The sequence below is a fragment of the Pantoea pleuroti genome, from assembly GCF_014156615.1.
GTDB lineage: Bacteria > Pseudomonadota > Gammaproteobacteria > Enterobacterales > Enterobacteriaceae > Pantoea > Pantoea agglomerans.
The window spans coordinates 1-22,986 of sequence record NZ_SBFD01000001.1; the positions used below are offsets into that span (position 1 = coordinate 1).

Here is a 22,986-nt window from a genome sequence, read left to right on the forward strand (position 1 = left end):
CGTCCTGGCTAACACCATGGCGCACGCGGTTGCGGGTGCCGTACTGGCGCAGCTGGCGGGCAATAACGCAACAGCAGGTGCGGCAGGTGCTGCGGGTGGCGAGCTGATGGCCAGAGCTATCCTCAACTCAATGTATCCTGGCAAGCAGGCCAGCGACCTGACGCAGGATGAGAAGCAGGTTGTCAGCGCACTCGGCCAGCTTGCTGCGCAATTGTCGGCGGGAGTGGCTTCTGGTTCTGTTGAAGGTGGCATTCAGGGGGCGGTTGCCGGTAAGAATGCGGTTGAGAATAATACGCTGGGAAGTGATGATGATGATGAGTTCCAGTTGGAGCACGGCAATCGGCCTGTAAAAATTATTTCTTTTACTCCGAAGAGAATTGGAGTGGTGGATGATGATGGCGATGTGAAGGGAATGGGCGGCATTATTTCTGGCGGTGTAGCAAAAGCAGTAAATGCAGCCAAGGAACCGGTTCGCTTTATCGAAGGCGTTACAGTAAAAGATATAAAATCAGGGCAAACATTTACTGGAACTGTGGATTTAAAACCTACACTTGATCGAATTGCTAGTGGTGGAACGAATCCACATAAAAATGATGGTTCAGTATTCAGAAATCAACCTGATCGCGCGACAGGAGTATCTGGCTTGCCCACGCAACCTAATTGATACTATAAAGAATATGTTCATCCAACTCCGAACATATCAGGACCAGGGCCTCTACGAATTATTGTTGGACAAAATGGTGAGGCTTATTATACAAATGATCATTATAAAACGTTCATAAAAGTCAGGTGATTACGTAATGAGTGTGTTTAAATATGAAGATAAATCAGTGTGTTATGGAAAGGGCGCTGTATTTTTAGCCAGGATCGATCCAAACATCGCTGACACTGACGAGTTGCTAAGATCCCTCTATTATTTACTTTGGTTTCCCGGGTATTTTGGCTTCAACTGGAACGCCCTCTATGATTGTTTACGCGATCTGGATTGGATTAGTGAAAATAAAGTAATGATTGTACATGAGTCTTTGCCCGGCATTCCCGACTCTGATTTACGTATATATTTAGAAGTTTTAAAAGATTGCATCCTAGATTGGGTTAATGATGAAAAACATCAACTTGAAGTTTATTTCAATGAAAAAGATCAGGGTGAAATAGAAAGATTACTACCATCTTCTAATATTATCAACTAACTCTGACGCCCCGCATATGATCTTAGGCCAGATCATGTGGAGTTGAGTGCGGTTACCTTTATTAGTAGATAAATAAAACCAGCAATAGAAACATAGATATAGATGGTCGTGATATACGTACAGAGTCTGATTCCATCGCATTCTGGCTGAGTTGATGGACTTTGGTCAATATTACGGCAGAAATGGGGATGCTCTCTGCGAACGCCTGAGTAAAGATGTTGTAAACCAATAAAAAAACCAGGTATCACTCAAAATTATTAAGAAAATTCCTAGGGAGGGTTTTGATAGAATAATCAAGGGTTCGAATAGTAAGGTGGCATGATATAAAATTTTCCTGGTAAGTTAAATTTGATACCGGCTTAAATAACCTCTTTTTAATATTTAGTCTATGCGTTGAACAACTTTACTCACTTCTCCTGAATCTAAAAGATAAAAGCCTCATGCTTTAACCGCAGGCTTTTATCTTTCAATGGCATCACGCTTAGTGCATTAACTGACTCACCAGACCGGTAAGATCGGCTTTTTTATCCACGACGCCCGCCGTAGACGCTTTATCCACCAGCTGCGGCAGATATTTCGCCAGCAGATTCAGTGCATCGCTGGTGTTGATGCCCATCCGCGCAGCCAGCTGCTCAATCGCCTCAGAGTTAATCATCTTCTGCACCAGGTCGCTGCTCAGCGCAATGTTCTGCTCATCGCCCAGCCAGGAGTTAACCACCTCACTGTACTCGCCGCTCTGCAGGTGACTCACAATAGTATGTAAACCACCTTGCTGCTCAACCCACTCCAGCACACCTTTCACTTTCTGGCTGGTCTGATTATTCAGGCCGCACATGGCCAGTACTGTTTCCAGTAAACTCATTCTGTTATCCCCTTTAACGTAATCTGTTAAGACTGTTTACACGCTCTGATTTTATGAATGACAAACAGCACAATAATTGAACCCACGGTGGCAATGCCAATGCTGTAAATATTGAAGCCATCGACCTTGCCAAAACCCAGAGCGGTACTGACTACACCGCCAATCAGCGCACCGATAATACCCAGAATAATGGTCATGAAAATGCCCATATGTTCTTTGCCTGGCATAATACATCTGGCGATAATTCCGGCAAGTAATCCGAATACAACCCATGACAATATACCCATCATTAATATCCTCTGTTTTATATTAATTACAGCAACGTTTAGCAGTGGTTTAACCCATGAATTAAAAGCGGGTGTATCGTACGCCGCGTAGTGTTTGCCTGGCAATCCTGTTTTCTTTATTAAACTAAACGTATCAGAAACGATAGGGGAGTAAATATGAGCATTCTGGATAATATTAAAAATATAGGCGATGAGTTGTTACATGCTGTAGATAAAAATGTTGAAGATAAGTCTGTAACCGCCGCAGAGAGTAATCGTACATATACGGTTAAATCAGGCGACACGCTCAGCGCCATCGCAAAGCAGTTTTACAATGATGCGTCCCAGTATATGAAAATCTTTGAGGCGAATAAAAACCTTCTCAGCAGCCCGGATAAAATAGCACCGGGTCAGGTACTGACCATTCCTGATTAATAATTCGTCAATAGTATGAGCCAGCTGGCGCAAATATTGCCCGGCTGGTTTTTTATTTAAAGCCAGCTTGTCATTACACCATTACAGGATTGCGCCAGACAGCCTGCGTTGATTCAGACTTAACGGTGGTCTCGGTAATAGCAGCCGCAGACGAGCTGAGATGAACAGTCAGACAGGAAGAGAATACTGGGATCGCTGAAAAGCAAAAAAACCGCTCAGGTTTCCCTGAGCGGGTTTTTCTAATCTGGCTCCTCTGACTGGACTCGAACCAGTGACATACGGATTAACAGTCCGCCGTTCTACCGACTGAACTACAGAGGAATCGTGTGAACGAGGCGAATATTAACGGCGTCGCTCTAAGGTGTCAACAGCAAAAAATACATTATCATTCAACTGGCTAGCTTTAACGCAAAGCGATCGTGATTTAAGCAGTTTGCGCAGTGTCAGCGGCGATTCTGGGCAGGGGATCCTGCTGGTAAAACTGGCGCAGATGCTGATACATGGCGGGAAAGCGTTCGGCCAGCAGTACCGGAGCCGTAAAGAAATATTCAGAGAGCACGGCGAAGCACTCAGCGGGATCGCTGGCGGCGTAGGGATCGATCGTGGCGGCCTGCTCACCCACCAGTTCAACTTCACTCTCAATCTCCGCCATCGCGGCACGCAAATCCTTCTCCCAGAGTGCGACGTCACGCAGCGACATGACCGGAATACCGCTGGTGTAACCGCTGCCGCGGGCATCCAGCTTGTGCGCAACCTCGTGGATCACCAGATTAAAGCCGGAGAGATCGAACGAGTCCTGAATATCGAGCCAGTTGAGGACTACCGGCCCCTGCGTCCAGCTCTGCCCGGCGTGAACCGCGGGCGCGCTGTGAACCAGCCCATCGTCATCCTGCCACTGATCGTCGACCTCGAACGGCTCGGGATAGATCAGCACATCGTGGAAACCGTCCAGCCACTCCAGGCCCAGTTTCAGTACCGGCAGGCAGAACAGCAGGGCGATCCGCACACTGCGCAGTTCATCCAGCTGAACACCGTCGAGCGGCACCAGTTTTTTCTGTTGCAGAAAGCGCTGCGCCAGCTCAACCAGCGTCTGCTGTTCAGCCTCATCCAGCTGGCTGAATATCGGCTGCGCCAGCCCATGCTGCCATGGCAGCGCGGCCAGGGTGGCGTCGTTATGCGTTTTCCAGGGCCATTTAAACATCGCAACTCCCGCACAGAACCGGACTATTTCGCTATCCTGACGCGGCAGACATAAAAATGCCAGCATCGAAACACCATGCTGGCACTGTTCATCTGGCGACAGGGCTAAGGGCCGTCTATTCAACCCGTTAGCACGGTCGTTGTCTGTGATTCAGCCCGCAAAGCGTGGGGCCGGGGCGTCAGTTGCGCTCAATACGATGAAACTCAATCACCCACACCCAGGGATTCACTTCCCAGCTGGTCGCACCATACTGTTTTTCCCAGGCTTTACGGTACGCCTCTTTGGGCGATTCAGAATTGACGTTCATGGTGAAGAAGTTGTTGAGGAAGTGCGAATCGGTCTGCACGCCTTCCGCCATAATGTCATCTTCACTGATGTCCTGAATTTTCTCGGCGCGCACGCCGGTAATTTCCAGATTGATGCGGCTGGCCCAGCGCGGCATATGAATGGCGGTTTGCCAGCCAAACTGCTCTGCTTCCGGCGTGCTCAGTGCATGCTGGCCCAGCTCGTTGCTGTCTGCACGATACTGGCAATATTCTGGCTGGCGGAAGGGCGTCGGGTCGCGTTCATAGTCGGCCAGATACTGCTCGGGTACCATCGGGCCACGCCAGGTTTCACGCACCCAGAGCACGTCACCCGGTTTACCGTAAGGACACTGATAGCTGATGTCCGTCATCGACATCATTTTATAACCATGCAGATGATTAGCACTCACATCGAAAGCGTGGACGCCCTCGTGATGATCCTGTCCCGGACCGAAAGCCTGAGTTTTCATAATGCGCCGGGTTTGCGTTTGCTGGCCAACCAACAGGGCACGAACACGCTGTTCGGAAAAAAGAATCGGCCGTTCTTTCATGGATTACCTCTTTTTATTAGTAGAACCCGGTTACTGCTGTAAAAGTCCATTTGCTTCACATCTGAGAGTTATCATAAAAGCTTTAAATCATTTTGCTTAATAATTTGTAGGCTGACTGTCACTGTATAATTGTCACTTTAGTAGTTAAAAACCAGCAAAATGCAAAAAGCGCACCAAAGCTTATCACGCAACTGGCAAAAAGCGACGAATAGCCCGGATACAGTACGTTATAACCGTAAAAATAGGAACCTTTTCAGACTTTTTCACCTGTCATAACGTGCAGTTTTACACTTAATCGCGTGACAAAAAAACGCTGAGCATGGGGCAGGAAGTTGGTTAAGATCGAACCAAACATTACGCCTGTTAAACTAATTTTCTTAGCAGCAATTCACTGAGGAAAGACTGAAAACAGCCGAAATTGCGGTTATTGTGTAACAGAGATGCTATACAGATGATCCAGATCTCATTTTTCTGCCCGGAATTGCTGGCAGCGCTGCTCTTTTCAACAGCACTGTAAAAAAAGTGTCATTAGCCAGTCGCTATGATGGCTTGCCGTTTGCGCACTGATCGCGACAGAAAAACTGCTGTCGATCACTACAGGGAGATAGATTATGTCACTTACACTCTGGCAATCTCGCTATGAAAGCTGGTTTCAGGCGAACTGGATCCACGACGACGGCGCGCACGATATCGCCCATCTGCGGCGTGTATGGATGAGCGCACAGCGAATCATGAACGGCACGCCCGCTGATCCGCTGGTGGTGCTGACCGCCTGCTATTTTCACGATGTGGTGAATCTGCCGAAGAACCATCCGGAACGTCATCTCGCCTCTACCTATGCCGCGACGGAAACCCAGCGCATTCTGCAGCAGGACTTTCTCGATTTCCCGGCTGAAAAGATTGATGCCGTGATGCATGCCGTTAAAACCCACAGTTTCAGCGCCGGCATACCGCCTCAGACGCTGGAAGCTAAAATTGTACAGGATGCTGATCGGCTGGAGTCGCTGGGCGCGATCGGGCTGGCGCGGGTCTTCTATACCGCCGGTGCGCTGAATCGGCCATTATTCGACAGCCAGGACCCGCTGGGTAAAGATCGCGAACTGAATGATGTTAAGTGGACGCTGGATCATTTCCAGAAGAAGCTGCTGCGTCTGCCGGAAACCATGCACACCGAAACCGGCCGCATGCTGGCTGAACATAACGCCGATTTCCTGGTGCGCTATATGGCGAAGCTTTATGCCGAACTACAGGGCAATCTGGTGGGTATGGATGAGGGTGTGCTGCGGGACTTCACACCTTTACAAACCGAATATTAAATTTTTGTGACAGTATGTTAATCGAAACGGTCATCCGGTAGCTTGTAGCAATAACAAAAAGGAGCTGCCCGATGACTGAAACTGTTAATTTAACAATTAAAATTGATCCTGAGCTGAAAGAAACGATTAAACAGCTGGCGCTGGAAAATCAGATTTCGATGAGCCAGGAGATTGTGCAACGTTTGCAGGCCAGTCTGGAAACGCATCCACATCCGGCGATTGATAACCAGGATATCACTGAAGAGGGGACTGAGGGATCCAGTGCCGCTGACGTGAAGACCGACGCATTAAGTGCAACAGAGCTGAAGCAGATTCGCCTGCTGCTGAAGAAGCAGAGCAAGAAGAAGAAATAAAACAGAAACCCGTCGCCAGACGGGTTTTTTTCGTTTCACGGTGCTTACGACTTCAGCTGACGGATATGCGGCAGTAACAGCTGAGCCACCGCTGCAAACACCGGCACTACCACCGAGTTACCAAACTGCTTATAAGCCTGGGTATCCGAAACCGGAATGCGGAACGGCTCGCGGCCTGGCACATCAAAGCCCATCAGACGGGCGCACTCGCGCGGGGAAAGGCGGCGGGGCCGACGCGCCATGTTATCGGCATCCTGAAACTCCGCTTCGCCCAGCGCACTGTCCCAGCCGCGATCGATCAGAATCTCTGAGCCATCTTTGTAGTAACGTGCTGACAGCGTACGCACGCAGCAGTCAGGATTACGCGGATCGTTGAGGCCAAAGCCAAAGCCATTGCCTTTGGCTTTATGTTTTTTCGCGTACTGGTAGAGATAGCGCCAGAGCACCGGTGACAGGATATATTTGTCATCCGGCGCACTCTCCAGCAGGCTCTGCAGGCTGGGTACCTGCGCCGGGTAAAAACGTCGGATATCGCGCAGTGTAAAATCCTGCTTTTTCAGATCACGGCGAATACCCACCAGCACAATGCGTTCGCGATGCTGCGGCAGGAAGTGACGCGCATCGATCACTTTGGCATCCGGGCTGCTGGCACCCGCATCCGCAACGTCATACCCCAGCTCATCCAGCGTCTCCATGATAATAGCGAAGGTGCGGCCCTTGTCATGACTCTTGAGGTTTTTCACATTCTCCAGCACAAAGAACGGCGGCTTCTTGGCAGCCAGAATACGGGCCACATCGAAAAACAGTGTGCCCTGTACCTGACACTCAAAGCCATGTGCCCGACCCAGCGCATTTTTCTTGCTGACGCCCGCCAGCGAAAAGGGCTGGCAGGGAAAACCGGCCAACAGCACCTGATGATCGGGGATTGCCGCATCAATCGCGCGGTATATCGCCTCATCGTCGGTCAGACCTTCCGGCTGGGTGACCTGACGGATATCGGTATTGAAGTGATGCTCCAGCGGATCGCTGTAGTGGTTGGCTTTGTAAGTGCGGACCGCCTCTTTATTCCATTCACTGGTGAATACGCACTTGCCGCCGATCGCCTCGAACCCCTTACGAATGCCGCCAATACCGGCAAAGAGATCGATAAAACGAAATTCAGGATTATCATAATGGGCGGGACGGGATGGCAGCAGCCCCTGTAACAGCGACAGTTCCGCCTCACACAACGGTGGCAGGGCGGTTTTACCCTGACGAATCCGGTTCAGGAGTGCCGGCGTCCAGCAGGAAAATCCTGCCTGCTGCAGGCGGGCCGTGAGATCACGAACCGAATAGATTGCCAGCACCTGCTGAAAGAGTTCAGACGCATCAGCAGATGAAAGTGCAGCAGAGAGTGGTTCAGCGAGGGCGGCGGGATGCATGCGTTTTTCCTTAACAGTAAGGTGCCTATGCTATCACTCCAGACGCTGTGAGGAAATTGCCTGGATGTGCCCTGTGCCAGCCCCCCGGAATGTTCTGTTTTTGCGGCACACTGTGTGAAGTCGTCGTGCGGCAGCTTTCGCTTTTCGTGGCGCAGGCTAAAGTTGAAGGACCAGCAAAAAAGGAGAGGTTATGGCTGATGTTCACTCCAGCGAAATACGCAGCAAAAATATGCGTGCCATTCGCGCTCAGGATACGGCCATTGAGCAACGTATTGCGCTGCTGCTGAAAGATCGGGGCTTCAGCTTCCGCGTGCAGGATAAAAACCTGCCGGGACGGCCCGATTTCGTTCTGACAGAACATCAGGCAATTATTTTTGTTCATGGCTGCTTCTGGCATCGTCATCACTGCTATCTGTTTAAACTGCCGGCGACGCGCACAGAATTCTGGACCGGAAAAATCAACAGCAACGTTGAACGTGACCGGCGTTATGTGCGCCAGCTGCAGGAGAGCGGCTGGAAAGTGCTGATCATCTGGGAGTGTGCGCTACGTGGCAAACTGCGCCTGACGGATCAGGATCTGCTGGAGCGGCTGGAGGAGTGGCTGCTGGCGATGCCGGAGAGTGCCGAAGTCGATCATCAGGGCATTCATCATTACAACGCCGATTGCTAATCACAGACATAATTGGTTAGATCTGCGCTTTCTCCGTGGCCAGGAGCCTGAAATGAGCAGCATAAAACTGACGGTAAAACGCCTTTACCAGATTCGTGACGAGCGGATGGTGAATACCAAAGCGACCGCGCGGGTTTACTGCGGCGACAGGCTTGTCGCCACGGAGGAGATCACCGGCATGACCGAAAGCCCGGTCAGCAAATATCTGCATGCTGAAGGAGCAGCAGGCGAGACGGTGCGGGTAGAGTGGGATTGTGAGGGCATCGCCGAGATGACCGTTACGGAAATTGAGCGCTGCCCATGTTGTCAACATAACGAACCAGACTAAGGATAAGATTTTGGCGGGAACCAGTTTACTGACTTTACTTGATGATATTGCAACACTTCTGGACGATATTTCCGTCATGGGGAAAGTGGCGGCGAAAAAGACCGCTGGCGTACTGGGCGACGATCTGTCGCTGAATGCGCAGCAGGTCAGCGGCGTGAAAGCCAACCGTGAACTGCCGGTAGTATGGGGCGTTGCCAAAGGATCGTTTCTTAACAAACTGATCCTGGTACCACTGGCGCTGATTATCTCCGCGTTTGCGCCCTGGCTGATTACGCCGCTGCTGATGATTGGCGGTGCCTATCTCTGCTACGAAGGCGTGGAGAAGGTGATGCACAGTCTGCAGCATGACAAGCAGAGCAAATCACCGGAAGCGCGTCAGCAGCGACTCGATTCGCTGGCGAATCAGAATGCGGCAGAGTTTGAGAAGAAGAAGATCAAAGGCGCGGTGCGCACCGATTTTATTCTGTCAGCCGAAATTGTCGCGATTACCTTAGGCATCGTGTCGGAATCGCCGCTGCTCAACCAGGTGATTATCCTGGCGGGCATCGCAATTCTGGTTACGGTGGGCGTTTACGGCATCGTGGCGGCCATCGTCAAAATTGATGACTTCGGATTCTGGCTGCGTGAAAAACCGTCCCGCCTTGCGCAGGGGTTGGGTAGCGTGCTGCTGGCTGCCGCGCCCTGGCTGATGAAGATCCTCTCGGTGGTCGGCACCATCGCCATGTTCCTGGTCGGCGGCGGTATTGTGGTACACGGCATCGCACCGCTGCATCATCTGATCGAGGAAGTCAGCAGTGGCTTCAGCGGCTGGATCGCTATGCTGCTCAGCAACGGCGCCAACCTGGTGCTCGGCTTTATCATTGGGTCGATCGTGCTGTTAGTGGTCAACCTTATTGCCAGAGTGCGCGGAAAATCGGTATAAAGCGCACTGTGATTTACGGTCAGGAGAATGACGATGAACGACGACATGTTTGAATTTGATATCGACGCACAACTGGAGCAGGCTGAAGCGAAAGCAGAGAAAAAAGCCAGCGAAGTGCCGGATGATCTCGGCGACGAAGCCGATTGCGAAGGCTGTAAAATCTGACGTCAGCGTCAATACTTCATCAAAGCGGATAAGTTTTTTTATCCGCTTTTTTTATTTTCCGCATATCCAGCTGATTAATTCCGAATTTGCCCTTTTTTTGCGTGCCGTAACAGGCAGGAACGTTATTCGCCTGCTATAAAGAAAATAATCACTCAGGTTAATAACACTCAGGTTAATAAAAGGAGCGCATCATGGTTTTCGCAATCAGTGAAGAAGTGCAGCATAAGGAAGAGGGGCAGACGATGGTGGTGACCGGCTACGCGAGTGGCATGGTGGAGTGCCGCTGGTATGATGGCTATGCCGTGCGCAGCGAAGCCTTTCGCAGCGATGAACTCTGCGCTTTGAATCCCGCGCAGCAACTGGCGGGCTGACAGCATCAGGCCTGTGGGTTCTGCGACCCGCCAGGCCCGGTTTCTGCTTTTTCTGGCCCGGCACACTCCCTGTGCCGCCCTGTTTTCAGACGTTTCCGTCGTTATCCTCTTCAACCGCCTGATAGATACGCTGCAGCACATCCGGGAAGGCGGACTGGACGCGACTCCAGCTCGGTATAAACGGTTTATCGTTAGGACGCTCAATAAACGCCTGACCCGCTTCCAGAATCGACTGGGTAAACATCTCTACCGCTGCCTCTTCCACATGCTGATCAAACTTCAGCCCGTTCATAGCCGCCTCGTGGTTATAAGTCTCCATCATATCCAGCGCATTACGATAATAGGTCGCTTTCAGCACCCGGAACGAGTCGCTGGTCAGCGGCACACCCATGGTGGCGAGCTTACGCAGCAGTGACTGGACGATATCGCTGCTCATGCGCTTCAGGCCGCCGGTGCCGTCATCTTCAGCCAGCGGCTGATGCTTGTGATCGTAGTTATCGGCGATCTCAACCTGGCACGACTGGCGGGTGGTGTAGTTACGATAAATCTCCGACAGCACGCCAATCTCCAGCCCCCAGTCGCCGGGGATTTTAATCCCGTTCAGCACATGCGTCCGCATGGCGAACTCCCCGGAGAGCGGATAGCGGAAGCTCGACAGATATTCCAGATATTCTGAATGGCCATAAACTTTCTGCAGCGATCGCAGCAGCGGACCCACCAGCAGACGTCCCACGCGGCCATTAAGCTTGCCGTCCGCGACGCGCGCATAGAACCCCTTACAGAACTCATACTGAAACGCCGGGTTCGCCACCGGGTAGAGCAGGCGTGCCAGCATTCCGCGCTCATAGGTGACGATATCGCAGTCATGCAGTGCCACACAGCTGGTACGGTCTGACGCCAGCGTATAGCCGGTGCAGAACCAGACGTTGCGACCTTTGCCGGGATTGGTGGGTGACAGACCCTCTTTATCCAGCTCGGCATCAATCGCCTTCAGACGCGGGCCATCGTTCCACAGAATGCGATGCCGTTGGGGCAGACGGGAGAAAAACTCGCGGGCAAACAGGAACTGGTCGCGGTCAGCACGATCCAGCCCAATCACAATTTCATCCAGATAGGGCACTTTAGCCAGTTCATCGACGATTTTCGTCAGCGCCGGGCCTTCAAGTTCGGAAAACAGCGATGGCAGGATCAGCCCCATTTTGCGTTTGCGGGCAAAGCGTACCATCTCTTTTTCCAGCGACTCCACGCTACGGTGGGTGAGGTTGTGAAAGTTGGTGATTACGCCATTCTGATAAAAGTCACTCATCGCATCATCCTTTTAATGCCCGTGGGCAGCTTATTGAGGTTGAGTCAAAAAATAGTCAAGTCCTTCACGCCAGCCCTCTGGGCCATGGTGAGCCGTGTGATAGATGTGCTGCTGATCGGAGCGGCTGAGTGTCACCGGTGTTTTACTGTAGCCCTTAATCACGACCGCATAATCAACCGCATCCAGCATCGGCGCATCGTTAGGGCCGTCACCCAGTCCGATGGTCACGCGTGCCTCACCGGGTGAATGCGCCAGCAGCCAGCGCAGGGCTTCGCCTTTGCCGCTGCCCGCAGGCATCACATGCCAGAAACGCCCGCCCTGGGTCAGCGCCAGGCTCTCTGCACGCAGTGCGTCATGGAACTGGTCAAACGCCTCGTCACTGTCGCGCCAGACAATCACTTCTGACGCATCGCGCTGACGCGACAGTTCTGCATCCGCCTCGCTCAGGCCGGTCATCGAGGCCACTTCCGGATCAGAGAAGTCATGGAAGCCGGTAAAACGGTACGCTGTTTTCAAGGCAGCCAGCCGCTGGCAGATAGCGTCATAGGTCAGCGTGTTATCAGGCAGGCGGATCCGCTGCTGATCGTGCGTTTGCACCACGGCACCGTTTTCAGCAATAAACGGTGAACCGCTGATGCCAAGCCTTTTTTGCAGCGGAATAATCTCGGCTGCGGTTTTACTGGAACAGATCACCAGCGGAACAGCGTACTGCCTGAGCGTGGTGAGCCATTCGGTGGCCGCATCCCAGCGATAGGTATGATGGTCAAGTAATGAACCATCCAGATCGGTAATTATCATTAACGGCTGGTGGAGATCGGGCATTAACGGGCTCCTTTCATCACATTCGCGACTAAAGCGGCGATTTTTCAATATTATAGTTGAATATGGCTCACACTTTTTTTCCTGCCACGCTGGCTGGAAATCCAGGATAATTCTTAAAACGAAACCGCAGTAAACGTGGGTATGCAAGAAGTGTGCAGGGCTAAGTGACTGGCGGGCGCGATGTTTTTGGTAACAGCCGCTCCATAATTACCCGATCGGTTGCAGAAACGTGCATATCTGATGCTTGTTTCGGCGTCGGGAAAGGGTAATCTGCAGGGGTGTTAAGAATTCCCTGGTGTAACGAATTGAATTTTTACCCGGCCTTCCCGCCGGGTTTTTTTTGAAATCGATTTCAGCGGTTCGCTTCATAGGCGCGATAATCACAAATATCAATTTCAAACGCCTCCGCCAGTTCGCTATAGGAGTGGAAAACCCGGCCTTCTACTTCCAGCCGTGGTGTCTGATCCTGCTCCATATACTCCCGTACCTCTCCCGACGTTCTGGCCTGAATTGCCGCCAGTAAACCCTCGACATCAATCTGCAGATCGGATGGCTGAGCATCGCCGTGCTGTTTTTCGTCTGTCATTTTCTGACTCCTGAGAGCAAACAGAGTAATCAGTATAGAACGCAGGGCAGAAAGGCGGGAGCGGAGAGATCGCAGGTAAAAAAAAGCCCGCGCTGCGCGGGCAAAATCCTTGTTACTTTCAGGTTGTGGCTGCACCTATGGGGGTGATGCAGTGAGAAGAGTTTAAAGGCCTGACGCGTAAGAAGTCTTGCGGTGAAATGTTAAGGAATTGCAAAAGTTTCTCCTTACTCAGATTTACCTGACTTTTCGACTAAACAGAGCAGATTCAGCTATAGTTGATGATAAAGCTGATTTTTATCAATACCTAAAGGAATGGTTATGGACATCTTACGAATTATTATCGCTATTCTGCTGCCACCACTGGGCGTGTTTATGCAGGTCGGTTTTGGCGGCGCCTTCTGGCTGAATATCCTGCTGACACTCTGTGGTTATATCCCTGGTATTATCCACGCCGTCTGGGTCATTGCCCGCCGCTAACGCGCTGCATCGCCACGGTTCTTCGTTTAGACTGTACTCAGTCAATAATCAGGAGAACCGAAATGAAGGTAAATGACCGCGTCAGCGTCAAAACCGATGGCGGCCCGCGTCGTGTTGGCACCATTCTGGCTATGGAGCCGTTCAATGAAGGCACCATGTTCCTGGTGGCGCTGGAAGATTATCCGCTGGGCATCTGGTTTTTTAACGAGACCCATCAGCCGGATGGCATTTTCGTCGAGCCTTACCAGGAAGCCTGAGCCTGACGCGCAATAAAAAAGCCGCCTTCCCGTTTGCCGGAAAGGCGGCTTTTGGCTGTCGGAGATTACGCGACTGACATCAGCCGCTGACGTTTAACCGCTATGACTTCAGAAGGTTTCCCAGTTATCGCTGCCGCCCGCCAGTGCCGGACGGGGTGCCAGAGCCGGTGTCTTTAACGGTGAAGAGACGCGTGTAGCCACACCTGCGGTTGCAGGGGTGTCCTGCAGGCGGAATGCCGCGACCGCCTGCGTCAGTTTACCCGCCTGATCTTCCAGCGAGGCCGCTGCAGCGGAGGCTTCTTCCACCAGCGAGGCGTTCTGCTGGGTGACGTTATCCATTTCGGTGACCGCCTGGCTCACCTGCTGAATACCGCGGCTCTGCTCGTCCGACGCCGCCGCGATCTCCGACATAATATCGGTAACGCGCCGTACGGCTTCAACAATCTCACCCATGGTGCTACCGGCTGCGCCAACCTGATGCGAACCGTCATTGATCAGCGTAACGGACTCTGCAATCAGCGATTCAATCTCTTTCGCCGCCTGCGCACTGCGCTGGGCCAGATTACGCACTTCGCTGGCCACCACCGCAAAGCCACGACCCTGCTCACCGGCACGCGCCGCTTCTACCGCCGCATTCAGCGCCAGGATGTTGGTCTGAAACGCAATGCTGTTAATGACGTTGGTGATCTCAGCGATTTTTTTCGAGCTGCCGGAAATATTGGTCATGGTTTTCACGACGCTGTTCACCAGCTCGCCGCCGCTGCGCGCTTTACCCGAGGCATCCGCGGCCAGCTGGCTGGCGTGATGCGCATTCTCGGCGTTCTGCTTCACCGTAGCGGTAAGCTGTTCCATGCTGGCTGCGGTCTGCTCCAGTGCCGCAGCCTGCTGCTCGGTGCGTGAAGAGAGATCGGTGTTACCGGCTGAAATTTCGCTGGAGCCCTGATAAATCGCGACGGCGCCTTCACGCACCGTACCAACGGTGGTTACCAGCGCCTGCTGCATCAGTTGCAGGTTATGGATGAGCGTACCAATCTCGCTGCGGCCATGGGGCAGGGGAGCGGAGGTCAGATCACCCTGCGCAATGCGTTCGATACGCAGCACCGACTGACGCAGCGGACTAATCACCACGCGGCGCAGGAAGACAAAGGTCAACAGCACCAGCACCAGGGCGGCACTGAATGCCACGGCCATGGAGATAAAGCCGATGCGCGACTGTTGATCGGCCTGGGCGGTAATGGCATTGGCGCGATCAGTTCGGATCTTGATCGCCTTCAGCAACACCGCGTTATAGTCGTCATCCAGCTTGCGGGTGACATCGGTCTCCTGAGCGATGATGCCCTCAAAGCTGCCCTGTTTACCGGATTCAATCATCGGTATCAGGCCTTTAGTAATGTAATCGTTGAAGCGAGCCTGCAGCGTGGCATCCAGTTCCATATCCGCGGGCGTCTTTACTTCACGTGCCTGATAAATCGCGAAGCCATCTTTTGCCTGCTGGATCCGTTTTTCGGCGGCGGCAATATTGGCGCGAAACTCATCCATTTCACCAATACGCGCGGCGGCACCGGCCTGAATAATGGTCAGGCGCGCAGTACGCAGGTGGTTTGAACTGTTAGAGAGGCCCATACGAACCTGGATTTCGTCCGTGGCATCATCGAGGGAGTGATTGCCGGAAATCAGAAAGTAACTGGCGACACCAATACAGAGTGCGAACAGCAGCAAAATGCCGCCGAAGATCAGGCTAAACAGCGGCACCAGGCGGAGATTCTGCCAGATGCCTGCGCTTTTCTGTCCATTATTATCTCGTGCAGTGTTCATATCCTTGCTCTCTTGAGGCTGTTGTTATAAGGCATAACATCGGCAAAAGAGCGTAAAGGCTTAGCAGTAAGAGTGAGACCTGGATCGCAATTCCGGGCAAAAAAAAACCGGCCAGAGAGGCCGGTTCTTCAGATGTTATGCTCAGCGGATATTAACGTAAATACCTGAAGTCACATTATCCGTTAAACGCACCACATGATAAATAACCTGCTTATTATGGGTTTTGATTTTGCGTTTAATATTACCTTTGTGTGACGATACCGTTTTGGCCTTAATTTGCATTTTATCTGAGATCTGGATGGTGTCATGACCTGACATCCACATCTTCAGCATGTTTGACTCAGTCTGGCTCAGCGTTAATGGATGTACGTCCATGCCCGATGAGATGCGCGCAGACTGGTTAAGCTTCTTCTGCAAATAGGTGCTGAGTAAGGAGTCCAGGGTAGAAGTTTTCATCGATTTTGATGTAATAATCAGGTTCTTACGAACGTAGAGATATTCCTCAAAATGGATGTTGCTAATCGCCATGAATATAAAGAACAGCGTATCAGGGTGCTGCGTAATAATGCTGCGGATACGTTCGCTGGAATCGGATTCATGAATGAAACAATCTTCATTAATAAAGACGACACCAGGGTTTAATTGCTCACATTTTTGCTGTAGTTGCTCAATATCGGAGACAGAAGAGATGTTTTTCTTCTTAACTCCTTTTAAAGACATATAGTCTGATAATCCCAGGCGTGTGTAGTTGCAGGAATCCATAATAATAGTTGGCATAATAGCGACCCTCACCAATTTGTTATCCGTTTAAATCAACGATGAATACGCGTTGCGGTACGAGAGAGATTTCTTAGGTACTTTTTTATTCTGCTCGTGCAGTTTGGCAACGGGCAAACGCCCGTAAAAGTCTTCATCCCTGACCCGTTCTGCAAAAAATTTGTGCTGCCGTGACGTCACACACTCTCCGGCCTTGGCGGGGAATGCCAGTGAAATGTCGGAGGTTAAGTAAGACTCATTTTTTGGGAGCCAGGTCACTATCCCTGAAAACACAGGGTTTTCTGATAGGACAATTCTCAAAAACATTTGTTTTACGAAAGTGTGATGTCTCAGCGTGCGTTGACAATGCCGGAAAAAACATTTTTTAACAAGAAAAATCACCTAAAGATTTTTTTCTTGTAAATTCAGTGTCTTGTCGATTTTGCCTGCACATTCACAGTCTGACAGCTTCTGTGAACCACCCAACTAAAATACGCGAAGCCCGGTTTAATAAGAATTATTTTCAGACTCTCCGCACGTTTATCAGAATTTCCTTAGTTGCATTCTGGAAAACATGGTTCGGAAAATGCACGGATGGTTTTGCGATACTTAAGTATCGTTATGCAAAGATAGTTAGAAACTTAATGTTCAGGGGCGGGATAGTTCTGTCAGGAACACGGCGAGTAAATCAAATACTTCACCGAACAAATGCTCACAGAACGGGGCTAGCAGAGGCATCAGCAAGCTGATGGTTAAAATTCCGACTGATAAGGTAATCGGGAAGCCAATTGCGAAGATTGATAACTGTGGTGAAACACGGTTTAACAAACCCAGTACCAGATTTACCATGAGTAACAAAACGATTAAGGGCAGCGCTAACATCATGCCATTAAGGAAAATTAATCCGCCAGATTTCACCAGTGCCATAAATGCATTGGCATTTAGCGGCTGACCGCCAATCGGCAGCGTATGAAAACTGTCCGCCAGCAGCGAGATCAGCCACAGGTGTCCGTTAAAGGTCAGGAACAGCAACATCGCCAGCATGTCGAGAAAACGGGCCAGCACCGGCATGTTAAGACGGCTGCCAGGATCAAAAAAGGTGGCGAACGAGATGCCCATCTGTAAACCAATCACTTCCCCGGCAAGGCGCACGGCAGCAAAAGCGAACTGCATGGTGAAGCCGAGTGCAATACCAATCAGCATCTGCTGAATCAGCAGCAGGAAGCCTTCAGGGGAAAACAGGGTGACATTGACCGCAGGTAACAACGGCATCAGCAGCCAGGTGATCATCACCGCCAGACCGATTTTGACACGTTTGCTGACGGATCGTTCATTGAGGATCGGTGCGGTGGCGAATAACGCCATGATGCGCACCAGAGGCCAGAAGAACTGGCTGACCCACTGAACCAGCTGGCTGCTGTCGAGAGTAATCATCAGCCGATGATGTAAGGCAGGTTGGTAAAGACGGTGCGGATATAGTCCAGCAGCAGATTCAGCATCCACGGGCCGGCAATGATACCGGTGGTGGCAACCGCCAGAATCTTAGGAATAAAGGATAAGGTCTGTTCGTTGACCTGGGTCGCGGCCTGGATCAGGCTGATCAGCAAACCGCTGACCAGTGCGGCCAGCAGCAGCGGGGCGGCCAGCATCAGGGCGACGCGCATCGCTTCCTGTCCCATTACCATTACTGATTCGGGTGTCATGTGTTGCTCCGGTAAGAAAAGGGGGATCAGGAGTAGAAGCTTTGCGCCAGTGAACCGACCAGCAGTTGCCAGCCGTCGACCAGAACAAACAGCATCAGTTTAAACGGCAGCGCGATGGACGCTGGCGGGACCATCATCATCCCCAGCGCCATCAGCACGCTGGCAACCACCAGGTCGATGATCAGGAACGGGATAAAGACGGTAAAGCCAATCTGGAAAGCCGTCTTCAGCTCGCTGGTGACATAGGCGGGCAGCAGAATACGCATTGGCACCGCTTCAGGACCGGCAATCGGGGCGGTATTCGCCAGACGGGCAAACAGGGCTAAATCCGCTTCACGGGTCTGACGCAGCATAAACTCGCGCAGCGGCTGGGCACCTTTATCAATCGCCACTTCCATGCTGATCTTGTCCTGGCTGAACGGCAGATAGGCATCCTGATAAATTTTGTCGAAGGTCGGTGCCATAATAAAGAAGGTCAGAAACAGGGACAGTCCGAGCAGCACCTGGTTAGGAGGCGCAGAGGGCGTGCCCAGGGCGTTACGCAGTAAACCAAACACAATGATGATACGGGTGAAGCTGGTCATCATCAGCAGCACGGCCGGAATAAAGGTCAGCGCAGTGATAAAGACCAGCGTCTGTACCGGCAGTGACCAGCTCTGACCGCCATTCGGCAGCGAGTGACTCACCAGGCCCGGCAGCTGGGCATGGGCAACCGGTGCCAGTAACAGCAGTGGCAATAAAGGAAGCAGTCGACGCATCATTGTGGTTTTCCGGGACGTTTAACCAGGTTCTGTAAAAGCTGACGAAAATCCTGTGGCGCACTGTTAACCGGCGTCACAGAGACCGGTTCACCCGGCGGCAGAGTGTGCAGATGAGTAATCTGCTGTGCGGTGACGCCCAGTACCAGACGGGCATCAGCGGTATCGACAATCACCACCCGCTCACGCTGGCCCACTGAGACGCTGGCTGTGAGTTTAAGCTCCTGGCCGCTGACCTTTTTCGGCGCGAAGCCGACACGGCGTGCCAGCCAGGCGCAGGCCAGAATCAATAAGATAATCACGGCTAACACGCTGCTGACCTGGGCCAGCATGGAGCCGGTCGAGATCGCCTGAGCGTGCGGTGCAGCCGGTTGCAGCGTTTGATTCTGGCTATTCATAATGTAACTCTTTAGCGACTCAGACGACGCATACGTTCAGATGGGGTGATGATGTCAGTGATGCGTACGCCATATTTGTCGTTCACCACTACCACTTCACCCTGAGCAATCAGGTAACCGTTGATCAGGATATCCAGCGGCTCACCCGCCAGGCCATCCAGTGCCACCACTGAACCCTGCGCCAGACGCAGCAGCTCTTTGATGGTCATTTTGGTGCGACCCAGTTCCACGGTGAGTTTCACCGGGATATCCATAATCAGATCGATATCCTGCAGCGATCCAGCGACGTTGCCGCTGTCGAATGATTTAAAGACTTCGTCGGTCTGCGGCGCACTGCCGCTGCCGACCTGCTCATTCATCGCTTCAGCCCACAGATCGTCCGCAGAGATATCGTCAGACGGTTTATTACTGTCAGTCATGGGGCTGTTCCTCGTTCAGCGAATTCAAAATCGGGTTAATCAGGTGTTCGACACGGAGCGCGTACTGACCATTCATCGTGCCATATTGGCTGGTTAAGACCGGGACGCTATCGACATGGGCGATAATGCGTTCCGGCTTCTCAATCGGCAGCACATCACCGGGTTTCAGCTGCAAAATCCGTGACAGACGCAGTGAGGTTTCGGCAAAGTGAGCGATCAGTTCCAGCTCAGAGTGCTGCACCTGTTTGACCAGGTTATCGCGCCAGTGGTTATCTTCCTGACGTGAGTTTTCGAGCGGTGGATTCACCAGCAGCTCGCGCAGCGGTTCAATCATTGAAAACGGGATACAGATATTAAACTCACCCACCAGGTTACCAATCTCCACCTGGAACGGCGTGTTAACCACGATGTCGTTCGGTGAAGTGGTGATGTTGGTGAACTTTACCTGCATCTCTGAACGTACATACTCGACGTCCAGTGGATAAATGGCCTTCCATGCGTCGCTGTAACCATCCAGCGCCAGCTTCAGCATGCGGCGAATAACGCGCTGCTCGGTATGGGTAAACTCACGGCCTTCGACTTTAGTCGGAAAACGTCCGTCGCCACCAAACAGGTTGTCGACAGCGATAAACACCAGGCTCGGTGAGAACACCACCAGCGCAGTGCCGCGCAGCGGCTTCAGGTGGATCAGGTTCAGGTTGGTTGGCACCGGCAGATTGCGGGCAAACTCGTGATACGGCTGAATCTTGATCGCCCCGACGCTGATATCCGGGCTACGGCGCAGCAGGTTAAACAGCGCCATACGGAAACTACGGGCAAAACGCTCATTAATAATCTCCAGCGCCTGCAGACGCTCGCGAACCACACGACGCTGGGTATTCGGATCGTAAGGACGAATATCGCCTTCCGGTCCGTTTTGTTTCTTTTCTTCTTCCGCACTGCCGCTGTCGCCGTTTAAAAGGGCGTCAATTTCAGCCTGGGAGAGAATGCTATCGCCCATTGATTCACCTCAAAATGAAGGCAGTAAACAGCACATCGTTTACAGCCTGCGGAGGTTGACCTTTTACCAGCGGGGGTGTCAGCGCCTGTTTGATTTGTTCAACAAGCGCCTGCTTTCCTTGCTCTGTCGCCAGCGCCGCAGCGCTCTGACGCGAGAGCAGCAGCAGCAAACGGCTGCGCACCTCAGGCAGATAGTCGTTCATCCGACGCCGGGTATCCTCATCGGGCAGACGCAGGGTAAAGCCTACGTAAAGCACGCGGTCAGGATCGTTGTCGGGATTGACCAGGTTAACCGTAAATGTATCAAGTGCAAAAAAGACCGGAGCGGGAGGCGGTTCAACTTTCGCCACCTCAGGCTTATCGCCCTCATGTTTGTTCATCATTCGCCAGACTGCATAGCCTGCCACGCTGCAAGCGGCCAGCGTCAAAATGAGCAGCACTGGTATTAAGAGTTTACGTTTGCTGCCTTTTTTTGCTTTCGCGTTATCAGACATGGTGCAGTTACTTCCTGTGAATTATGGGCAAGCCTCTCGGCTCACGAGACAGATTATCCGCGTCTTAAGTCAAACCAATGGGTAGAAAAGACGCGGGTTTTACGCTTACCTTCAGCGTTTGCCGCTGTCAGGCGAAAGTGTCGACGGCGCTGTTGCCGCTAACGCGAGCCTGAAGGGCGGCGGGAACGGCGATCGGCGTAATGTCGGTGTCACTGTCCTGGGTGAGGGAGAAGCGGCCATGTTGTCCATCGCGGCGCGCCTCCTGCTGCTGCTGGAATTGCTGGCCCTGCGCGGAACTGTCACTGCTCACCTGACTCTCGCCCAGGTTGATACCGCTCTCTGCCAGCGCGTTGCGCAGCTGCGGTATCGCGGCTTCCAGTGCTGCTCTGACGTGACTATGGCTGGAAACCAGATTAATTTGTGCCTGGTCGTTATCCAGTTTCAGGCTGATCTGGATAGCGCCAAGGTCTTCCGGATGTAAACGCAACTCCGCGTTCTGCTGGCCGTTGCGACTGAACATCACAATCTGCTGACTCAGCGCCTGCTGCCACTCGTCGCTACCCAGCTGTGAGTTCAGCATCGGCGTTGACGGCGTGCTGGTGGTCGCGGAGGCGGTCACCGGCGCGGGCAGGCTGCTGGCGGTAGCGATTGGCGTAGCGTTGACCGCGTTATCGCTGGCTTTAATCGCAGCCTGATCATCCTGCTTAACCATGTTGCTCAGCGCCTGCTGGAAACTGCTGTCGAGCGTCAGGCCGCTGCTGGTCGCACTCTGCGCGGCGTTGTTGCTCTGGCTGGCGGCAGCTGTGACGGCAGGTTTGCTCTGTGCGTCGCTTCTGGCGTCAGACTTTTCATCTTCGCCCGGTGCGTGGCTCTGCTGCGCGCTGTTCAGCAGTTGCGTCAGCGAGGTCTGGCCTTTCCGACCGGTATCGGTCTGGGCGATCGCGTCGCCCGCTTCACTGCTTACCGGGGTCGACGTGGTGGCTGTGACAGGCGCCACACCTGGTAACATGGCGAACAGCGCCTGCATATTCTGCATATCGCTGGCGCTTAAGGGTGCAACGTCCGGCTTGTCTTTATCATCGGCTGATTTTGACCCACCTTTAATATTTTCCGGCTTAAACAGAGCGGTCAGCGCAGCAGGATTTTCCAGTGCTGCCATCAGTGCATTCAGCGGGGCTTTCGGGCGGGCATCATCGGCAGTTTCTGCTTTGACGTCAGCGGATTGCGCCGCTTTTCCCTGCTGTTTAGCCAGGCCGAGTAACTGGTTTCCCAGTGCGGTCAGAAAGTCCTGCGGCAGGGCATCGGCACCCGCAGCAAGGTCAGTTGAGACTGAGGGTTCTGCGTCGGTTTTTACCGTCGCTTTCATAGCAATGTTTGGCAGCGTAATCATTCACCTCTCCTCGATGCGGCCCGTTGGGCAAATTCGTCCATCCGTTTCTGATCGAGACGGTTTTCCTGTCGTAATGCATTTTCCGCTGCGCGCGTAATCAGCGTCTGATAGGCGTTCAGCCGTTGCTGTTTGTCACGCCAGTTGATCAGCGCCTGTTCCAGCCGCTGATTCCAGTTATTAAGCTGGTTGCGGTGCTGCTCAATCGCTTTTTCCAGCGTCTGAATAAACTGGTGATAGTTTGTCCAGCGGGTGCTGGCGATGCCCGTCGACATGTCATCGTTGAGCTTGTTGCGATATTCGTCCTGATAGTCGAGCAGCATCGTCAGCTGCTCGTTTGCGGCGTGCTGTCCGCGACGCATATCGCCTAAATAGATGGCAGCGCGTTCGAGATCCTGCTCCGCTAAGTCGCGCAGCGTATCGATGGCATTTGCAGTTTTCATTGCCGTTACC

General features: G+C 52.4%; 31 protein-coding genes, 1 tRNA gene and 1 pseudogene. 13 read left to right on the top strand and 20 right to left on the bottom strand.

Annotation, left to right across the window (positions count from 1 at the left end; translation table 11 throughout):
• The 3 genes and pseudogenes from EPG66_RS00005 to EPG66_RS00015 form a co-directional block, all read left to right on the top strand.
• A partial coding sequence (locus EPG66_RS00005) for a VENN motif pre-toxin domain-containing protein (RefSeq protein WP_220495138.1) occupies nucleotides 1–664 on the top strand: 664 nt, incomplete at its 5' end.
• A 12-nt stretch (nucleotides 665–676) separates the two neighbouring features.
• Nucleotides 677–793, top strand: a pseudogene (locus EPG66_RS23210) (hypothetical protein); the annotation flags it as partial.
• 7 nt (nucleotides 794–800) lie between these two features.
• Nucleotides 801–1,190 carry a barstar family protein gene (locus tag EPG66_RS00015; protein WP_182685590.1) on the top strand — a complete coding sequence of 130 codons (390 nt, stop codon included), beginning with the start codon at nucleotides 801–803 and terminating at the stop codon, nucleotides 1,188–1,190.
• A 481-nt stretch (nucleotides 1,191–1,671) separates the two neighbouring features.
• Here the strand turns inward: EPG66_RS00015 and EPG66_RS00025 are convergent, their stop codons facing one another.
• Nucleotides 1,672–2,052, bottom strand: a complete 381-nt coding sequence (locus EPG66_RS00025; protein WP_182685592.1) for a YidB family protein — start codon at nucleotides 2,050–2,052, stop codon at nucleotides 1,672–1,674.
• A 26-nt stretch (nucleotides 2,053–2,078) separates the two neighbouring features.
• Nucleotides 2,079–2,339, bottom strand: coding sequence for a GlsB/YeaQ/YmgE family stress response membrane protein (locus EPG66_RS00030; RefSeq protein WP_010670865.1), 261 nt, complete (start codon nucleotides 2,337–2,339; stop codon nucleotides 2,079–2,081).
• Nucleotides 2,340–2,495: 156 nt separating this feature from the next.
• Between EPG66_RS00030 and EPG66_RS00035 the strand changes: the two genes are divergently transcribed.
• A complete protein-coding gene (locus tag EPG66_RS00035) occupies nucleotides 2,496–2,753 on the top strand; it encodes a LysM peptidoglycan-binding domain-containing protein (protein ID WP_010670864.1) in 258 nt (85 codons plus the stop codon).
• Between the two features lie 245 nt (nucleotides 2,754–2,998).
• Here the strand turns inward: EPG66_RS00035 and EPG66_RS00040 are convergent.
• From EPG66_RS00040 to EPG66_RS00050, 3 genes are all read right to left on the bottom strand, one after another.
• Nucleotides 2,999–3,074: transfer RNA gene (locus EPG66_RS00040), tRNA-Asn, on the bottom strand.
• A gap of 103 nt (nucleotides 3,075–3,177) precedes the next feature.
• A complete protein-coding gene (gene mtfA / locus EPG66_RS00045) occupies nucleotides 3,178–3,954 on the bottom strand; it encodes a DgsA anti-repressor MtfA (RefSeq protein WP_031593189.1) in 777 nt (258 codons plus the stop codon).
• 178 nt (nucleotides 3,955–4,132) lie between these two features.
• The gene (locus EPG66_RS00050; RefSeq protein ID WP_010247721.1) at nucleotides 4,133–4,810 is read right to left on the bottom strand and encodes an ASCH domain-containing protein; all 678 of its coding nucleotides are present in this window, start codon (nucleotides 4,808–4,810) and stop codon (nucleotides 4,133–4,135) included.
• A gap of 611 nt (nucleotides 4,811–5,421) precedes the next feature.
• Between EPG66_RS00050 and EPG66_RS00055 the strand changes: the two genes are divergently transcribed.
• Both EPG66_RS00055 and EPG66_RS00060 read left to right on the top strand, forming a co-directional pair.
• Nucleotides 5,422–6,126 carry a phosphohydrolase gene (locus EPG66_RS00055; protein ID WP_010670862.1) on the top strand — a complete coding sequence of 235 codons (705 nt, stop codon included), beginning with the start codon at nucleotides 5,422–5,424 and terminating at the stop codon, nucleotides 6,124–6,126.
• 71 nt (nucleotides 6,127–6,197) lie between these two features.
• Nucleotides 6,198–6,479 carry an Arc family DNA-binding protein gene (locus tag EPG66_RS00060; RefSeq protein ID WP_010247717.1) on the top strand — a complete coding sequence of 94 codons (282 nt, stop codon included), beginning with the start codon at nucleotides 6,198–6,200 and terminating at the stop codon, nucleotides 6,477–6,479.
• A 44-nt stretch (nucleotides 6,480–6,523) separates the two neighbouring features.
• On the opposite strand, the gene dcm is transcribed toward EPG66_RS00060, so the two are convergent.
• Entirely contained in the window at nucleotides 6,524–7,900 is a 1,377-nt protein-coding gene (gene dcm / locus EPG66_RS00065) for a DNA (cytosine-5-)-methyltransferase (protein WP_010247715.1), read from the bottom strand.
• A gap of 190 nt (nucleotides 7,901–8,090) precedes the next feature.
• Between dcm and EPG66_RS00070 the strand changes: the two genes are divergently transcribed.
• The 5 genes from EPG66_RS00070 (at nucleotide 8,091) to EPG66_RS00085 (ending at nucleotide 10,356) form a co-directional block, all read left to right on the top strand.
• A complete protein-coding gene (locus EPG66_RS00070) occupies nucleotides 8,091–8,570 on the top strand; it encodes a very short patch repair endonuclease (protein ID WP_010247714.1) in 480 nt (159 codons plus the stop codon).
• A 52-nt stretch (nucleotides 8,571–8,622) separates the two neighbouring features.
• A complete protein-coding gene (locus EPG66_RS00075) occupies nucleotides 8,623–8,898 on the top strand; it encodes a hypothetical protein (RefSeq protein ID WP_010247711.1) in 276 nt (91 codons plus the stop codon).
• A 10-nt stretch (nucleotides 8,899–8,908) separates the two neighbouring features.
• On the top strand, nucleotides 8,909–9,820 hold the full coding sequence (locus tag EPG66_RS00080) for a DUF808 domain-containing protein (RefSeq protein WP_010247708.1): 912 nt from the start codon (nucleotides 8,909–8,911) through the stop codon (nucleotides 9,818–9,820).
• A 33-nt stretch (nucleotides 9,821–9,853) separates the two neighbouring features.
• Complete coding sequence (locus tag EPG66_RS23145; protein WP_003854444.1) at nucleotides 9,854–9,985, top strand: hypothetical protein; 132 nt, start codon at nucleotides 9,854–9,856, stop codon at nucleotides 9,983–9,985.
• A 191-nt stretch (nucleotides 9,986–10,176) separates the two neighbouring features.
• Nucleotides 10,177–10,356 carry a YodC family protein gene (locus EPG66_RS00085; RefSeq protein ID WP_010247703.1) on the top strand — a complete coding sequence of 60 codons (180 nt, stop codon included), beginning with the start codon at nucleotides 10,177–10,179 and terminating at the stop codon, nucleotides 10,354–10,356.
• An 85-nt stretch (nucleotides 10,357–10,441) separates the two neighbouring features.
• On the opposite strand, the gene EPG66_RS00090 is transcribed toward EPG66_RS00085, so the two are convergent.
• The 3 genes from EPG66_RS00090 to EPG66_RS00100 all read right to left on the bottom strand — a co-directional run bounded on the left by EPG66_RS00090 (nucleotide 10,442) and on the right by EPG66_RS00100 (nucleotide 13,070).
• Nucleotides 10,442–11,662, bottom strand: a complete 1,221-nt coding sequence (locus tag EPG66_RS00090; RefSeq protein ID WP_010247700.1) for a glycosyltransferase family protein — start codon at nucleotides 11,660–11,662, stop codon at nucleotides 10,442–10,444.
• A 30-nt stretch (nucleotides 11,663–11,692) separates the two neighbouring features.
• A complete protein-coding gene (locus EPG66_RS00095; protein ID WP_182685594.1) occupies nucleotides 11,693–12,484 on the bottom strand; it encodes a mannosyl-3-phosphoglycerate phosphatase-related protein in 792 nt (263 codons plus the stop codon).
• Between the two features lie 352 nt (nucleotides 12,485–12,836).
• On the bottom strand, nucleotides 12,837–13,070 hold the full coding sequence (locus tag EPG66_RS00100; RefSeq protein WP_010247694.1) for a DUF2525 domain-containing protein: 234 nt from the start codon (nucleotides 13,068–13,070) through the stop codon (nucleotides 12,837–12,839).
• A 318-nt stretch (nucleotides 13,071–13,388) separates the two neighbouring features.
• Between EPG66_RS00100 and EPG66_RS00105 the strand changes: the two genes are divergently transcribed.
• Both EPG66_RS00105 and dsrB read left to right on the top strand, forming a co-directional pair.
• A complete protein-coding gene (locus EPG66_RS00105) occupies nucleotides 13,389–13,547 on the top strand; it encodes a YqaE/Pmp3 family membrane protein (protein ID WP_010247691.1) in 159 nt (52 codons plus the stop codon).
• Nucleotides 13,548–13,609: 62 nt separating this feature from the next.
• Entirely contained in the window at nucleotides 13,610–13,804 is a 195-nt protein-coding gene (dsrB, locus tag EPG66_RS00110; protein ID WP_010247689.1) for a protein DsrB, read from the top strand.
• A 108-nt stretch (nucleotides 13,805–13,912) separates the two neighbouring features.
• On the opposite strand, the gene EPG66_RS00115 is transcribed toward dsrB, so the two are convergent.
• The 11 genes from EPG66_RS00115 to fliJ form a co-directional block, all read right to left on the bottom strand.
• Nucleotides 13,913–15,619, bottom strand: coding sequence for a methyl-accepting chemotaxis protein (locus tag EPG66_RS00115; protein ID WP_182685597.1), 1,707 nt, complete (start codon nucleotides 15,617–15,619; stop codon nucleotides 13,913–13,915).
• 141 nt (nucleotides 15,620–15,760) lie between these two features.
• Nucleotides 15,761–16,396, bottom strand: coding sequence for a transcriptional regulator RcsA (gene rcsA / locus EPG66_RS00120; protein WP_010247685.1), 636 nt, complete (start codon nucleotides 16,394–16,396; stop codon nucleotides 15,761–15,763).
• Between the two features lie 627 nt (nucleotides 16,397–17,023).
• Nucleotides 17,024–17,809 carry a flagellar biosynthetic protein FliR gene (gene fliR / locus EPG66_RS00125; RefSeq protein WP_010247683.1) on the bottom strand — a complete coding sequence of 262 codons (786 nt, stop codon included), beginning with the start codon at nucleotides 17,807–17,809 and terminating at the stop codon, nucleotides 17,024–17,026.
• The gene (gene fliQ / locus EPG66_RS00130; RefSeq protein WP_003854466.1) at nucleotides 17,809–18,078 is read right to left on the bottom strand and encodes a flagellar biosynthesis protein FliQ; all 270 of its coding nucleotides are present in this window, start codon (nucleotides 18,076–18,078) and stop codon (nucleotides 17,809–17,811) included. The genes fliR and fliQ overlap by 1 nt, the downstream gene beginning before the upstream one ends.
• Before the next feature lie 26 nt (nucleotides 18,079–18,104).
• Entirely contained in the window at nucleotides 18,105–18,836 is a 732-nt protein-coding gene (gene fliP, locus EPG66_RS00135; RefSeq protein WP_010247675.1) for a flagellar type III secretion system pore protein FliP, read from the bottom strand.
• Nucleotides 18,836–19,234 carry a flagellar biosynthetic protein FliO gene (gene fliO / locus EPG66_RS00140; protein WP_010247672.1) on the bottom strand — a complete coding sequence of 133 codons (399 nt, stop codon included), beginning with the start codon at nucleotides 19,232–19,234 and terminating at the stop codon, nucleotides 18,836–18,838. The genes fliP and fliO overlap by 1 nt, the downstream gene beginning before the upstream one ends.
• A gap of 11 nt (nucleotides 19,235–19,245) precedes the next feature.
• Nucleotides 19,246–19,653, bottom strand: coding sequence for a flagellar motor switch protein FliN (fliN, locus tag EPG66_RS00145; RefSeq protein WP_010247669.1), 408 nt, complete (start codon nucleotides 19,651–19,653; stop codon nucleotides 19,246–19,248).
• Nucleotides 19,646–20,653, bottom strand: a complete 1,008-nt coding sequence (gene fliM / locus EPG66_RS00150) for a flagellar motor switch protein FliM (protein WP_003854473.1) — start codon at nucleotides 20,651–20,653, stop codon at nucleotides 19,646–19,648. Before fliM ends, fliN begins: the two co-directional genes overlap by 8 nt.
• Before the next feature lie 4 nt (nucleotides 20,654–20,657).
• On the bottom strand, nucleotides 20,658–21,146 hold the full coding sequence (gene fliL, locus EPG66_RS00155; protein WP_039388789.1) for a flagellar basal body-associated protein FliL: 489 nt from the start codon (nucleotides 21,144–21,146) through the stop codon (nucleotides 20,658–20,660).
• 127 nt (nucleotides 21,147–21,273) lie between these two features.
• Nucleotides 21,274–22,536: a flagellar hook-length control protein FliK gene (locus EPG66_RS00160; protein WP_182685599.1), complete on the bottom strand. Its 1,263-nt coding sequence runs from the start codon at nucleotides 22,534–22,536 to the stop codon at nucleotides 21,274–21,276.
• Nucleotides 22,533–22,976 (bottom strand): flagellar export protein FliJ, encoded by a 444-nt coding sequence (fliJ, locus tag EPG66_RS00165; RefSeq protein ID WP_163657641.1) that lies wholly within the window; start codon nucleotides 22,974–22,976, stop codon nucleotides 22,533–22,535. The genes EPG66_RS00160 and fliJ overlap by 4 nt, the downstream gene beginning before the upstream one ends.
• Nucleotides 22,977–22,986: the final 10 nt, after the last annotated feature.